The organism is Aeromonas sp. 602200 (assembly GCF_049173895.1).
In the GTDB taxonomy this organism is placed as follows: Bacteria; Pseudomonadota; Gammaproteobacteria; order Enterobacterales; family Aeromonadaceae; genus Aeromonas; species Aeromonas veronii_A.
Window position 1 is genome coordinate 88,947 of sequence record NZ_JAAKSL010000011.1, and the last position, 12,912, is coordinate 101,858.

A 12,912-nucleotide genomic window follows, 5' to 3' on the forward strand; every position below is an offset into this window, starting at 1 on the left:
TGCAGGGGCTTGTTTTTCATGCCTTGCGGCTCGCTTTTCGGTAGAATCAGCGCTCATTTTGACGTCAGTAAAAGATGAGGCGCGGTATGACGGTTCAGTTCCAGGCATTTCACAGCATCAAGGCGATCGGTAATCGGGAGGTGCTGTTCAACTGGTCGAGAACCAATCCTCTCGGGGCGCTGGATCAGGTGTGGCGCCCGAAAAGCCGCGACGAGTTGCAAGCGCTGCTGCGGGAACACCCCGAGCGCAAGCTGCGCCTTATCGGCTCCGGCCTCTCTTTTGAACCCATCCACAGCGTCTATGCCGAAGGCAGTCAGGCGCTGCTGGTGGACTTGCACCACCTGCGCGGCCAGCTGGCGAAAACTGCCGATACCGTGACCTATCAGGCGGGGACGCCCCTCGATACCGTCTATGCCGGGCTGATCGCCATGGAGCGGATGCTGCCCGCATCCCCCGGCGTTATCGGCATCCAGACCCTGGGCGGCGCCCTCAGCACCGGCACCCACGGTCAGGGGCTGCACCAGTCTGCCCTCTGCGATGCGGTGGAGGCGATGACGGTTATGCTGGCCAATGGCGACATCATCCGGGTGGATCGCACCGACCCGCGTTTCGGTGCCTTCGTGATGGGGATGGGGATGCTCGGCATCCTGCTCGACGTTACCCTGCGTACCGTGCCGAACCGCATTATGCGCTGCACCAAGTTCACCACCGACTATCCCTTCCTGTTGGAGCACAACGAGCGGCTCAACCGCGAGCACGGCTTTGTGAAGAGCTGGTGGTTTGCCTGGACCGGCGAGAGCCACATCTGGCTGGTGGATCCCGCCTCTGATGAGGAGGTTGCCCGCTATCGCGCCGGTGGCAGCGAGCCGCTGCTGCTGGATGGTGATATCGACGTCCGCATGAATGCCACCATTGATGCCACTTTGCAGAAGATGGCGAAAGACACCAAGGATGAGGCGTTGGCGGGTGAGCACTTCGAGACGGTGCGCCGCTTCAAGGATGCCTCCGATCTGGTGGGCAACGTCTACCAAATTCTCTGCAAGGGGATCCCGGCCCCCCAGATCAACTGTGAGGTGGCGGTACCGCTGCATCGGATGAACGAGGCGCTGGAGACCCTGCAGGCGTGGCAGGAGGCCAATCCGGGCGTGCTGCACTATCCCTTTATCCTGCGTTGTACCGGCCCTTCCGAGGCCTGGCTCAGCGCCGCTTACGGCCAGCCGGTCTGCTGGATCGGTTTTCTGGTCTATCTGGCGGCGGACGGCACCTTCGTCAACGGCTCCATGGAGCAGATGCGCGAGCTGCAGCAACTTCTGGCGCCCCTTGGCGGCATCCCCCACTTCGGCAAGCATCTGGCGATGGATCTCTACGACTTCCCGGCCCTGTTGCCGCGTTGGAACGACTTCGTGGCGTTGAAAGCCGAGCTCGACCCCCACGGCCGCTTTGAAAACCGCTGGCTCAGCGACCTGTTTGCTAACCGGTAAGGATCTGACATGACCGATATGCAAGATACCCGTATCCCTGTGACCCTGCTGACCGGCTTTCTCGGCAGCGGCAAGACAACGCTGCTCAACCACTGGGTCAAGCAGCCGGAGCTTGGCGAGTGCGCCGTGCTGATCAACGAGTTCGGCTCGGTGGGGCTGGATCACCATCTGGTGCAGCAGGTGGATGAGCAGGTGATGTTGCTCGACTCCGGCTGCATCTGTTGTTCGGTGCAGGGCTCTTTGGTGGAGGCGTTGCAGGGGCTCTTTATGAAGGCCATCCAGCGCAAGATCAAACCGTTCAAGCGGCTGATTATCGAGACCACTGGTCTGGCAGATCCGGCCCCCGTGCTCTTTACCCTGCGCGAAGAGGGCTTTATCGCCCAGCGCTACCGCTTCGATGGCACCGTTACTGTGGTAGATGCCGGTCATATCGAGCAGCAGCTGGCAGCCCAGTATGAGGCGGTGAAGCAGGTGGCGCTGGCGGATCTGCTGGTGGTGAGCAAGGGGGATCTGGTGGATGGCGAACAGCTGGCACGGGTCGAAGCCCAGCTGGCGGCCCTCAATCCGGCGGCCCCGATCGAGCGGGTGACCAATGGCGAGCTGTCGCCCAAGGTGCTGGAGAAGCTCGGCGCCTACAACGAAGCGGCGGGGCGCGATGTACGCCAGCTGCTGGCCTGGCTGCGCACCGAATCCCCCAAGCAGGGGCTGGCGTCACCCATGCAGCCGAAGATGCAACCGTTCGCCGCCAAGGTGGGCACAGCTGCGCCCACCCACTTCGAGCACGGCAACATCGAGAGTTTCTCCCTGCGCATCGGCGAGCCGCTCAAACCCTCTCGTTTGCTGGCCGCAATCGATGCGGTGCAGGCCCAATACGGCGATGCCCTGCTGCGCCTCAAGGGGATCTTGCAGCTGGAAGGGGAGAGCCAGCCGGTGGTGATCCACGGCGTCCACGGCCAGCTCTATCCGCTGCAGGCGCTGGGCGACTGGCCGGAGGGCAAGGCCCAGTCCCGACTGGTGTTTATCGTGAAAAGTCAGGACAAGGCCGGTATCGAGCAGCTCTTTATGGCGACCCTCAAGGCCCCCGAGCCCACCCTGGAAGAGCGTCTCAAAGCCATGCTGGGTCAGCCCGACAACTGATCTTGCGCGTTGCAGCTCTCCTGTACCGGGTCAGGACGGCGGCGGTTGAACAGCACAAACGCCACCGGCACAAAGTAGAACGAGAGCAGGGTCGCCAGCGCTGTGCCACCGGCGATGGCGATGGCAAAGGGGGGCCAGAAGCCGCCGCCCCCCAGCAATAGCGGGATGAAGCCGCCCACCGTGGTGATGGTGGTCGAGACGATGTGGCGGCTGCAACCGGCCACCAGGTCACGGATCTGCGGCAGATTGCCCTGTTGTGCCAGCGGGTCTGCCCTCAGCTCGGCCAGAATGACGATGGCGGCGTTGATGGCCAGCCCCATCAGTCCCAGCAGGGCGATGATCACCGTAAACCCGAAGGGGTAGTCCAGCAGCCAGACCCACAGCAGGCCGAGCCCCGCCGACTGGATCGCCACCAGGGTGACGATGCCTGCCAGCCGAAACGAGTTGAAGCTGAGCACCAGTACGGCCACCAGCAGCACGGCGACCAGGCTGACGTGCGCCATCAGATTGCCCACCGATTCATCCCGCTTGGCGGCTTCTCCGCCGAACTCCAGTCGATAGCCCGGCGGCAACGCCAGCGCCTTGGCGGCCAGCCTCTCTTTGACTTGCTCCAGCACGGTTTGCGGCAGTACGCCGACCGCCAGATAGGCCTCCAGCACATTGACCCGCTCACCATCCCGACGGCTGATCTCCCCCCAGCTTGGCAGCAGCTCGGGAGTGGCCAGTGCCCGCAAGGTGAGATTGGCTGCCCCTTGCTGGCCGGTGCCGGTGAGCGATAGCGGCACATTGAGCAGCGCATCCGGATCCTGACGCAAGGGCTTGGCCAGCCGCACCCGAACCGGGATCGACTCGGTGCCTTCCAGCACAGTGCCGCCCAACCTGCCATCCAGTGCGCCCGCCAGCCGAGAGGCAACATCGGTCAGGCTCATGCCTGCCAGTCGGGCGGCTTCCTCATCGACCTGCAACCAGAGTTTGGGGGCTCCGGCCTGCAAGGTGGCGCGGGTCTGCACCACGGCCGGGGTATTGGCGAGCAGACTGCGCAGCTCCTCTCCCAGACGGTGCAGCTGTTCAAGGTCGGGGCCAAACAGCCGCAGCTCGACCGGGGCATTGAAAGGCGGCCCCTGTTCCAGCTTGCGAACCAGGATCTGCGCTTCGGGAAATCTTGCATCGAGCCGCTGCTGCAGTTGTGGAATGAGCCGCTCGGCGGCATCGGCATCCTGCAGGGTGATCATCCCCTGGGCGTAATCGGCCCGCCCCTGTTTTCTGGGCACCAGGTTGTAGTAGAAGCTGGGGGCGTTGTCGCCCACCACCCAATCCTGACGAACCAGCTCGGGGAGGCTGGCCAGCTCGGCGGAGATCCCCAGTGCCAGCTCGCGAGTGCGCGCCAGGCTCGCCTGTGGGGAGAGGCTGGCCTCGATGTGGATCATGTTCCGGTCGGCAGGGGGGAAGAACTGTTCGGTGAGACGGCCCGCCACCCAGAAACCGAGCAGGGGCAGCAGACTGACCAGCAGCAGGGTACGCCAGGGGTGAGCCAGCGCCATGGCGATGCTCTGCTGGAAACGGGCGCTCACCCGGGGCAGGTGCAAGCCATCCTGATACCAGCGTCCCCCCTGATCACTGCCAATCCAGCGGGCTGCGAGGCCAGCCACCAGGGTGTGGGCGATGAGGTAGGATCCCAGCAGCGAACAGATCACCGCCCAGGCGATGCCGCCGACAAACTCGCCCGCCGGGCCCGGCATCAGAATGATCGGCATAAAGGCGAGCATGGTGGTGAGGGTGGAGCCCAGCAGTGGCAGCCAGAGGTGGCCGATGGCTTCCAGTGCGGCGGCACTCATGGTCATGCCGTGGCGGCGCTGATACTGCACCCGATCCGCCATGACGATGGCGTTGTCCACCATGATCCCGAGCGCCACCACCAGACCGGTGACCGACATCTGGTGAATGGGCAGATTGATCAGGTTCATGCAGGCGAATGAGAACGCCACGGTAAGCGGCAGCGACAGGGCCACGATAATGGCGGCCTTGACCCCCAAGGTCACCAGCAGCACCGCCACTATGATGAGGAAGCCCTGCACAATGTTGATGAGCAGGGTGTCGAGTCGCTGATCGGTATAACGCTGCTGATCGAAGCTGGTGACGAGGCCGATATTATCCGGCAAGTCCTGTTCCAGCTGGGCCAGCATGGTATCGACCCGTGCCGACCAGAGGTCGATGCGGTGATCCTGTGCCATGCGCAGGCCGACCACCACGGCCCGCTCACCATTGGCAAAGGCCAGCTGACTCTCCGGCTGGTGCAGGGTACGTCTTACCTCGGCCAGATCGCCAAGGCGCAGGGTCTGGCCCTGCTCGCCGGTACGCAGCGGGATCTGGCGGATCCGTTCCAGGGTATCGAGGGCGCCGCGGATCTCCACCTGAAAGCGATTGTGGCTGCCCTGCAGCTCCCCGGCGGCCACTTTGGCATCGGCACCACTCAGCGCCTGGGCAAGCTGTTCGCCACTCATGCCGCTGGCACTGAGGGCGAGGGGATCGAACCGTACTTCGATCTCCTCCTGCGGTGCCCCGACCCGCTCGACGTATTCGGTACCCGGCAGCTGGCGAGCCCGGCGCTCCAGCTCGGCGCTGTAGCGGGCGAGGCGATCCAGCTGCGGCTGGCCCGGCCCGCGCCAGACCACATTGACCAGCCGGGTGAAGGGGTAGCCCTTCTCGTCATCCAGCTTGGGGGCACTGGCGCCGGCTGGCAGTCCGGCGGCAAGATCTGCCAGCCGGTCACGGACTCGGGACCAGACGGGCTCGACATCGCTGACTTCATCCTTGAGCTCCAGATTGATGATGGAGAGACCGGGGCGAGAGCTCGACTCGATCAGCTTGATCTCGCTCTGGGCCCGCAGCCGGTTCTCGATGGGCTCGCTCACCAGTGCCTCCACCCGCTCGGCGCTGGCCCCGGGGAAGTGGGTAACCACGCTGGCAAAACGGCTGGTGAGCTGGGGATCTTCGGTTCTGGGCAGGGTCTGCAATGCCGCAAGGGCGGCCGTCAGCAGCAGCGCGAACGTCAACAGCAGCAGGCGGCCATTCTCGATAAACGGGCGGATCATGACTGTGGCTCCGGATGCGCCGCCTGATGATCCACGCTGGTGGTCAGGGTGACCTGCTGGCCCGGCACCAGTTTATGCAGGCCATCGGTCACCAGCTGTTCCTGTCCGTTCAGGGCACCACTGATCCAGGCCCGCTCGCCATCTTGCTGCAGCAGGGTGACGTCCCGACTGACCACCCGGGGTGGCGTTTCGTCGTTGAGCAGATAGAGGGTCCAGCTGCCGCGCAATCCCTGGGTCAGTGCGGTGAGCGGCACCTCGTAGGCGCGGGTGGGCTCGCGGGTCTGATGCAACAGGGTGATCAGTTGCCCCTCTGCCAGCTGTTCGCCGCCCCGGGTCAGCTGGAAGCGGGCGGTACGGGTGTGGGTCTGCCCGTCCACTTGTACCCCCAGATTAAGCAGGCGCCCCTCCAGTGATTGCGCATCGCTTTGCAGGGGGTAGTGTTGGCCGACGATCAGGGACTCGGCCTGTTTCACCGGCACGCCGATATCGGCCTCCCACTGGCCGCTGCGGGTCAGGGAGAAGAGAGGCTGACCTGCGGCCACCACGGCCCCCAATGCCTGCTCGCGGCTGACTACGATTCCGTTGAAGGGGGCGCGCAGCTGTGATTTCTCCTGTTTGACCCGGTTGGCTTCGAGGGCGGCGGCCAGCTGGTTGGCGCTTGCCTCCAGCATGCGGACTTTGCCTTGCTGTTCATCCAGCGCCTGACGGGAGCTGAACTGCTGCTGGCGCAGGGCGGTGAGCCGGTCGAGCGTCTGCCGGGCAAGGGTCAGCTCGGCCTCGTTCTGGGCAGCCCGGGCGGCCAGCTCTTTGGCTTCCACTGCCAGCAGCCGGGTGTCCAGTGTGGCGAGCTGTTCGCCAGCCGCGACCGGCTCTCCGCGTCCCTTGTGCAGGGTGGCGATCCGCCCTGCCAGCTCGAAGCCTACCTGGCTGTGCTCGGGGGCGATCACCCTGCCATTGAAGCGGTGCAGCACCGGGTAGTGATCGCTGGCTTGCAGCGGCTGGGCGATCACCCGGGTCAGGGCGGGTGTTTCTTCTGACTCTGTGACCGGGCTGCAGCCACTCAGTAACAGCGCCAGCAGGATTAAGCAAAGTGTCATGACATCATCCTCTGGTTGACATAACATCAAATCACACCGGTGAGTCTAGTTTTTCGAAACTAGACTGTCCAGTTTGATTGTGGAGGAAAAATGAACATTTCACCCCGTAGTCAGCAGAAGCGGGCTGCGATCCTCGATGCTGCCGGGCGGCTCTTCTGTCAGCACGGTCTGCATCTGGTCAGCATGGACATGGTGGCCAGTGAAGCGGGCGTCTCCAAGCAGACGGTCTACAGCCATTTTGCCAACAAGGAGTCGCTGTTTGCCGAAGCGGTGGGCAGCAAGTGCGTCAGCAGCGAGCTGATGCCGGAGGTGTTGCTGCGTGGCAACAATGTGCGGGAGAGCCTGATTGCCTTTGGTCGCAGCTTTCGCAAGTTGATCCTGAGCGATGATGCCATCAATATCTTTCGCACCTGCATCAGCTGCAACGATGCCCAGCTGGCCACCCTTTTTTTCGAAGCGGGCCCGCTCTATGTGACCGAGATGCTGTCCAACTGGCTGGAGCAGCAGAAGCAGCAAGGCCTGCTTTGCCATCAAGACAGTGAACAGGCCGCCATGCAGCTGTTGCTGATGTGGCAGGGCAAGGAGCGAATGCTCCGTGAGCTGGGTCTGCCGTTGACCCAGAGCGCTGCCGAGCAGGATGCCTGGACCCTGAGTTGTGTCGATCTCTTCCTGACCGCCGCCGCTCCCCCGCAAAAATAATGGAGGTGGCAATGAGCCACACAGTGACAGATGCCCAGCGCAAGTGGCTGCCCCTGCTGGCGGCGGTCGGTTTCTTTATGCAGGCGCTGGATGGCACCATTCTCAACACCGCCCTGCCCAGCATGGCCGAGACCTTGGGAGAGAGCCCGCTGCAGATGCAGTCGGTGATCATTGCCTACATGTTGACGGTGGCGTTGCTGATCCCGGCTTCCGGCTGGCTGGCTGACAGGTTCGGCACCCGCCGCATCTATCTGGCTGCCATCTCGCTCTTCACGCTCGGCTCGCTCGCCTGCGCCGCCTCCAATTCGCTCTCCATGCTGGTGGCCGCCCGTGTGCTTCAGGGGATTGGCGGTGCGCTGCTGATGCCGGTGGGACGGTTGGCGGTGCTGCGGGTCTATGACAAGCACGAGCTGCTGCGGGTGATGTCGTTTGTCACCATCCCGGGGCTGCTCGGCCCGTTGATGGGGCCGGCGCTCGGTGGCTGGCTGGTGGAAGTGGCGAGCTGGCACTGGGTGTTTCTCATCAACCTGCCGGTGGGGCTGCTCGGCTTTATCGCCAGCTGGCACTTTATGCCGGAGCTGCGGCAGCAGACCGCCCGGTTCGACTGGCAGGGCTTTGTGATGTTCAGCGTCGGCATGGTGCTGGTGTCGGTCGGCTTGCAGGGGCTGGGGGAGCACAGCATCTCCACCGGTTGGGCGCTGTTTGCACTGATCTTCGGCTTGGCGGCGATGGCGAGCTACTGGCTCTATGCCGCCAATGCACCGCAGCCGCTCTTTAGCCTGAACCTGTTCAAGACCGCCACCTTTGCCATCGGCATCTGGGGCAACCTGTTTGCCCGCCTCGGCAGCGGCGCCATGCCCTTCCTCACTCCGCTGTTTCTGCAACTGGGGCTCGGTTTCTCGCCGAGCAAGGCGGGGATGACCATGATCCCTACAGTTATTGGCGCCATGCTGACCAAGACGCTGGTGAACAAGCTTATTCCGAAGGTGGGCTATCGCCGCATTCTGATCGGCAACACCCTGTTGCTGGGGGCGATGATCGCCAGCTTCTACTTTATCGACAACCAGCTCCCTTACGGTGTCTTGCTGGGCTGGCTGGCGATCTTCGGCGCCATCAACTCGCTGCAGTTCTCCGCCATGAACACTCTCACGCTGCAAGATCTCAGCCCGACCCTGGCCAGCAGTGGCAACGGTCTGCTCTCGGTGGTGATGCAGCTCTCCATGAGTTTGGGTGTGGCGATTGCCGCCAGCCTGCTCGGGCTCTTCTCGGCGGGTACCTCAGCGGCCAACGGCCAGTGGCTGGCCGGGTTCCATCTTACCTACCTCTGTGTCGGCCTGCTCTCCATGCTGGCGGCGCTGATCTTCGCCCAGCTGGCGCGCGATGGGGCTACGCCATCGGGGCGGGCAGATAGCTGACTTGGCAGGGGAGCTGCGCCAGCACTTCGGCCAGATGCTCGGTCGCCAGCAGAAAGGTCTGCTCCGGGTGGCCCGGAGTCCAGGTGAAGGCGGTGTGGTTGAGCAGTTGCGGATCCACCAGTAGCGGAATATCGGCACGGGGCAGGAAGGGGCAAACCGCCCCCGGCAGGCAGCCGATCTCCGCCTGCATCTCTTCGGCGGTGCAGATGGAGGGCTTGGCACCGAGTGCGGCCTTGACCGCCTTGTTGTCGAGCCGTCCGTCCCTGTGGGTCAGCAGCAGGGCGAAGCGGCCATCCTTGAACTTGAGAAACAGGGTCTTGCTGAACTCCGCCTGCCAGCCGAGGCGGGCCTTGACCTTTTCATCGGTGGCGTAGTCGAGGATGGGTTCATGCTCATAGCGCTGGTGGGGCAGTTCTGCCAGCAGTTGGCAGTTGAAATGGTGAATGGTATCGAGTGGCATGGGGTTCTCCTGTAGTGGGCGCTATCCTGCCAGCCTCGCAGGGTCAGGCCCAATGACACTTTCTTATCCGTGATAAGCAACCCTGTCTGTGCAAACAACAAGGGCGCCGTGAGGCGCCCTTGCGGATCAGTGATGCTGCAATTCGCACGCTTCCCAGTGAAAGGGAATGGGGCACAGCTGCTGGGAGGCCTTGTCATAGGCTTGCCACAGCTCGCCCATGGTGCGGCCATCGACGGGGTGGCGCAGTTTGGGGGCCAGCTCGGCCAGTGGCCAGAGCACGAAGGCGTTGGTGAGCACTTCACCACGCGGCAGCACCAGCGGGGTGTCGCAGACCAGATCGCCATAGAGCAGCAGATCGAGATCCAGGGTGCGCGGGGCGAACTTCTTGGCATCCGGCTCGCGGCCGTGGGCGAACTCCATGGCCCGCAGTCGCTGGCAGACGGTGGTCAGCGGCAGATCGGTCTCGGCAGCCGCCACCAGGTTGTAGAAGGGGCGGCCGTTGAAGCCGACCGCCTCGCTCTCGAATACCCGGGAGACCCGCAGCTCGCCAAACTCGGCGTGCAGGGCATCGAGCCCGGCGCGAATATGGCGCTCTCGCTCGATGTTGGAGCCGAGGCTGATATAGATGGTGGTCATCAGTTGCTGCTCGCAGTTGGTGTGCGATGGCGCAGGATCTCGACGCCGACCCCGGCGGCATTGGGCACGGCGCCCGGCTTGGTGAGGGTCACCTTGACCCACTGTACCCGCTCGTCGGCGAGCACCAGCATGGCAACCTGCTCGGCCATGGTCTCGACCAGCTCAACGACTTTGCCGGTGACATGCTCGCAAATCTTGTTGGAGAGGTCGGCATAATCCAGTGCCAGATTGATGTCGTCGGTTGCTGCCGCGGGGCGGTTATCGAACCCCATCTCGAGGTCAAAACGGAGCTTTTGGCGAATGCCCTTCTCCCACTCATATACACCTATGGTGGTCAAAACTTCGAGTCCGCGAATAAACACCTTGTCCATGACTGTACTTCTTCTTTACTCTTGATGGGCTGTGATGACAGCGCAGGGATGCTGGCCGGGCAACAGGCTTGCCGAGGCGCTCTGGGTGGGCATGGGCCCATGCCAGCGTATGTGGCCCGCATCATACCCCATTCATATCGTGGTAAAAACGACCAAGATGACGGCCCTGACGATTTTGATGATTATTCTGGCCTACCTGGGTGGTTCACTATCCAGTGCTGTGCTGGTCTCCCGCTGCACCGGTCTGCCCGACCCGCGGGATCATGGCTCCCACAATCCGGGGGCAACCAATGTGCTGCGCCTCGGTGGCCGGATGGCGGCGTTGGTGGTGCTGCTGCTCGATGTGCTCAAGGGCACTGTGCCCGTCTATCTCGCCTGGTATCTGCAGATCAAACCCGTTTACCTCGGCTTTATCGGGGTCGCCGCCTGCCTCGGCCATATGTACCCCATCTTCTTTCATTTTCGTGGTGGCAAGGGGGTGGCCACGGCACTGGGGACCATGATGCCCATCGGCTTTACCATGGGGGGCGCCGTGATTGGCACCTGGCTGCTGGTGCTGCTGGTGAGCGGCTACTCCTCGCTGGCCTCCATCATTACCGTGCTGCTGACGCCGCTCTTTACCTACCTGCTCAAACCCGAATATACCCTCCCTGTCTCGCTGCTCTCCTGCCTCATCCTGATCCGCCATCACGAGAACATCTCCCGCCTGCTCAAGGGGGAGGAACCCAGAGTCTGGGGGCGAAAAGGCACGGCCTGTGCCGAAGAAGTGGCAGAAATGGACGATGTTGCGCAAAAAAGAGACGAACGAGACAAAAAGTGAAATTTCCCGTTGACCATCCGCCTTAAAATCCGTTTAATAGCGCCCACGCCCAGATAGCTCAGTCGGTAGAGCAGGGGATTGAAAATCCCCGTGTCGGCGGTTCGATTCCGTCTCTGGGCACCAATTTTGGTGCCATGAAATAAAAAATTTGTTCATGCACAATGGTTTAAAGTGTGCCGGCTTAGCTCAGTAGGTAGAGCAACTGACTTGTAATCAGTAGGTCACCAGTTCGATTCCGGTAGCCGGCACCATTTGCCCAGATAGCTCAGTCGGTAGAGCAGGGGATTGAAAATCCCCGTGTCGGCGGTTCGATTCCGTCTCTGGGCACCAATTACAATTCCTCCTTAGTTCAGTCGGTAGAACGGCGGACTGTTAATCCGTATGTCACTGGTTCAAGTCCAGTAGGAGGAGCCAATTCAAAAAGCCCTTGTCGCAAGACAAGGGCTTTTTTCTATTTGGCGCAGCCATTTTTTAACCATAAAAACAACCACACACGCACAGATGAACCGCAGGATAGATATGGAAAATCATGTAGTTATAGAGTCAAAGGGGCGACTTGCCGCCATTAGGAACTGGATGGAACCCGTGCTGGTGCTGCTTATTCTAGGCAGCCTGTTCGGTTACCTCGGCAGTCAGATGGGCCTCTCGGCCATGGTCAACACCCTGTTCAATACCGCCCACCAGCTGCTGCTCAATACTGTGCTCTTTATCATGGGGATCACAGTGCTCTCTGGTGCCCTGAGCCAGCTCTTGAGCGAGTTCGGGGTGATCCGCCTGCTGGAAGTGCTGCTGGCGCCCCTGATGAAACCAGTGTTTCGTCTGCCCGGTCGCACCGCATTGGCGGCGCTGATGACCTTCTTCTCCGACAACCCGGCGGTGATCAGCCTCGCCAAGGACAGCCGCTTTCGCAAGGGCTTCACCCCCTGGCAGCTAGTGTCGCTGACCAACTTCGGCACCGCCTTTGGCATGGGGCTGATCGTGGTCACCTTTATGGCCACCTTGCAGCTGCCGAGCGGTGAATCCACCGCCAGCGCGGCGCTGATCGGGCTGCTGGGCGCACTGGTGGGCTCGGTGGTCTCTACCCGATTGATGCAACGGATGATCCGCCCACTGGTGGGGGAATTGCTGAACGATGACGCTGTATCGTCCGACGGCCGCAAGGTAGGGGTGACCAAAGAGGCGGCTCCCGGCTGGCTGCGGATCCTCAACTCTCTGCTCGATGGCGGCAAATCCGGTGTGGAGCTGGGGATGGCGGTGATCCCCGGGGTGCTGATCATCAGTACCTTCGTGATGCTGCTGACCTTTGGCCCGGGGGAGAAAGGCTATACCGGCGAAGCGTTTCAGGGGGTTGCCCTGCTGCCGGTGCTGGCCGCCAAGGTGAGCTGGCTGTTTGACCTGCTGTTTGGCTTCCAGCAGCCGGAGCTGGTCGCTTTCCCCGCCACCTCGCTCGGTGCGGTCGGTGCCGCCATGTCGCTGGTGCCCCCCTTTATCGCCAAAGGGTGGATCACCGGTAACGAGGTCGCGGTGTTTACCGCCATGGGGATGTGCTGGAGTGGCTTCCTGAGCACCCACACCGCCATGCTGGATGCTCTCGGTTATCGCCACCTCACCTCCCGCGCCATCGTCGCCCACACCATCGGCGGCCTGTGCGCCGGGGTAGCCGCTCACCAGCTTTATATGCTGCTGGGCTGAGCAGGGTGAAAA

11 protein-coding genes and 4 tRNA genes are annotated in these 12,912 nt (G+C 62.6%); 10 read left to right on the forward strand and 5 right to left on the reverse strand.

Annotation, left to right across the window (positions count from 1 at the left end; all coding sequences use genetic code 11):
- Positions 1 to 86: 86 nt before the first annotated feature.
- On the forward strand, positions 87 to 1,481 hold the full coding sequence (locus tag G5221_RS14010) for a D-arabinono-1,4-lactone oxidase (RefSeq protein ID WP_421263433.1): 1,395 nt from the start codon (positions 87 to 89) through the stop codon (positions 1,479 to 1,481).
- A gap of 9 nt (positions 1,482 to 1,490) precedes the next feature.
- Complete coding sequence (locus tag G5221_RS14015) at positions 1,491 to 2,618, forward strand: CobW family GTP-binding protein (protein WP_076494042.1); 1,128 nt, start codon at positions 1,491 to 1,493, stop codon at positions 2,616 to 2,618.
- On the opposite strand, the gene G5221_RS14020 is transcribed toward G5221_RS14015, so the two are convergent.
- Positions 2,603 to 5,710, reverse strand: coding sequence for an efflux RND transporter permease subunit (locus G5221_RS14020; RefSeq protein ID WP_421263434.1), 3,108 nt, complete (start codon positions 5,708 to 5,710; stop codon positions 2,603 to 2,605). The genes G5221_RS14015 and G5221_RS14020 overlap by 16 nt on opposite strands.
- Complete coding sequence (locus G5221_RS14025; RefSeq protein ID WP_421263435.1) at positions 5,707 to 6,807, reverse strand: efflux RND transporter periplasmic adaptor subunit; 1,101 nt, start codon at positions 6,805 to 6,807, stop codon at positions 5,707 to 5,709. Before G5221_RS14025 ends, G5221_RS14020 begins: the two co-directional genes overlap by 4 nt.
- Positions 6,808 to 6,897: 90 nt before the next feature.
- Here G5221_RS14025 and G5221_RS14030 point away from each other — a divergent pair, with 90 nt between their 5' ends.
- Positions 6,898 to 7,506 (forward strand): TetR/AcrR family transcriptional regulator, encoded by a 609-nt coding sequence (locus G5221_RS14030; RefSeq protein ID WP_158113360.1) that lies wholly within the window; start codon positions 6,898 to 6,900, stop codon positions 7,504 to 7,506.
- A gap of 11 nt (positions 7,507 to 7,517) precedes the next feature.
- Positions 7,518 to 8,921: a multidrug transporter subunit MdtD gene (gene mdtD, locus G5221_RS14035; RefSeq protein ID WP_158113361.1), complete on the forward strand. Its 1,404-nt coding sequence runs from the start codon at positions 7,518 to 7,520 to the stop codon at positions 8,919 to 8,921.
- Here the strand turns inward: mdtD and G5221_RS14040 are convergent.
- The 3 genes from G5221_RS14040 to folB form a co-directional block, all read right to left on the reverse strand.
- Positions 8,893 to 9,381 carry a YbaK/EbsC family protein gene (locus G5221_RS14040; protein ID WP_158113362.1) on the reverse strand — a complete coding sequence of 163 codons (489 nt, stop codon included), beginning with the start codon at positions 9,379 to 9,381 and terminating at the stop codon, positions 8,893 to 8,895. The genes mdtD and G5221_RS14040 overlap by 29 nt on opposite strands.
- A 126-nt stretch (positions 9,382 to 9,507) precedes the next feature.
- Positions 9,508 to 10,017 carry a 2-amino-4-hydroxy-6-hydroxymethyldihydropteridine diphosphokinase gene (folK, locus tag G5221_RS14045; protein WP_107684303.1) on the reverse strand — a complete coding sequence of 170 codons (510 nt, stop codon included), beginning with the start codon at positions 10,015 to 10,017 and terminating at the stop codon, positions 9,508 to 9,510.
- Positions 10,017 to 10,388, reverse strand: a complete 372-nt coding sequence (folB, locus tag G5221_RS14050; protein ID WP_042053564.1) for a dihydroneopterin aldolase — start codon at positions 10,386 to 10,388, stop codon at positions 10,017 to 10,019. The genes folK and folB overlap by 1 nt, the downstream gene beginning before the upstream one ends.
- A gap of 157 nt (positions 10,389 to 10,545) precedes the next feature.
- On the opposite strand from folB, the gene plsY reads away from it, so the two are divergent.
- The 6 genes from plsY (at position 10,546) to G5221_RS14080 (ending at position 12,900) form a co-directional block, all read left to right on the forward strand.
- Complete coding sequence (plsY, locus tag G5221_RS14055) at positions 10,546 to 11,208, forward strand: glycerol-3-phosphate 1-O-acyltransferase PlsY (protein WP_064337611.1); 663 nt, start codon at positions 10,546 to 10,548, stop codon at positions 11,206 to 11,208.
- 47 nt (positions 11,209 to 11,255) lie between these two features.
- Positions 11,256 to 11,331, forward strand: a tRNA-Phe gene (locus G5221_RS14060).
- A gap of 52 nt (positions 11,332 to 11,383) precedes the next feature.
- A tRNA-Thr gene (locus G5221_RS14065) sits at positions 11,384 to 11,459 on the forward strand.
- A gap of 3 nt (positions 11,460 to 11,462) precedes the next feature.
- Positions 11,463 to 11,538 (forward strand) — tRNA-Phe (locus tag G5221_RS14070).
- Between the two features lie 8 nt (positions 11,539 to 11,546).
- Positions 11,547 to 11,622, forward strand: a tRNA-Asn gene (locus tag G5221_RS14075).
- A 105-nt stretch (positions 11,623 to 11,727) separates the two neighbouring features.
- Entirely contained in the window at positions 11,728 to 12,900 is a 1,173-nt protein-coding gene (locus G5221_RS14080) for a nucleoside recognition domain-containing protein (protein WP_421263436.1), read from the forward strand.
- Positions 12,901 to 12,912 lie beyond the last annotated feature (12 nt).

What these genes read in the sequence shown, in the direction of transcription:
- folB (WP_042053564.1), bottom strand. Translation starts at nt 10,388, where the DNA reads ATGGACAAGGTGTTTATTCGCGGACTCGAAGTTTTGACCACCATAGGT.
- plsY (WP_064337611.1), top strand. Translation starts at nt 10,546, where the DNA reads ATGACGGCCCTGACGATTTTGATGATTATTCTGGCCTACCTGGGTGGT.
- G5221_RS14080 (WP_421263436.1), top strand. Translation starts at nt 11,728, where the DNA reads ATGGAAAATCATGTAGTTATAGAGTCAAAGGGGCGACTTGCCGCCATT.
- G5221_RS14010 (WP_421263433.1), top strand. Translation starts at nt 87, where the DNA reads ATGACGGTTCAGTTCCAGGCATTTCACAGCATCAAGGCGATCGGTAAT.
- G5221_RS14030 (WP_158113360.1), top strand. Translation starts at nt 6,898, where the DNA reads ATGAACATTTCACCCCGTAGTCAGCAGAAGCGGGCTGCGATCCTCGAT.
- folK (WP_107684303.1), bottom strand. Translation starts at nt 10,017, where the DNA reads ATGACCACCATCTATATCAGCCTCGGCTCCAACATCGAGCGAGAGCGC.
- mdtD (WP_158113361.1), top strand. Translation starts at nt 7,518, where the DNA reads ATGAGCCACACAGTGACAGATGCCCAGCGCAAGTGGCTGCCCCTGCTG.
- G5221_RS14020 (WP_421263434.1), bottom strand. Translation starts at nt 5,710, where the DNA reads ATGATCCGCCCGTTTATCGAGAATGGCCGCCTGCTGCTGTTGACGTTC.
- G5221_RS14025 (WP_421263435.1), bottom strand. Translation starts at nt 6,807, where the DNA reads ATGACACTTTGCTTAATCCTGCTGGCGCTGTTACTGAGTGGCTGCAGC.
- G5221_RS14015 (WP_076494042.1), top strand. Translation starts at nt 1,491, where the DNA reads ATGACCGATATGCAAGATACCCGTATCCCTGTGACCCTGCTGACCGGC.
- G5221_RS14040 (WP_158113362.1), bottom strand. Translation starts at nt 9,381, where the DNA reads ATGCCACTCGATACCATTCACCATTTCAACTGCCAACTGCTGGCAGAA.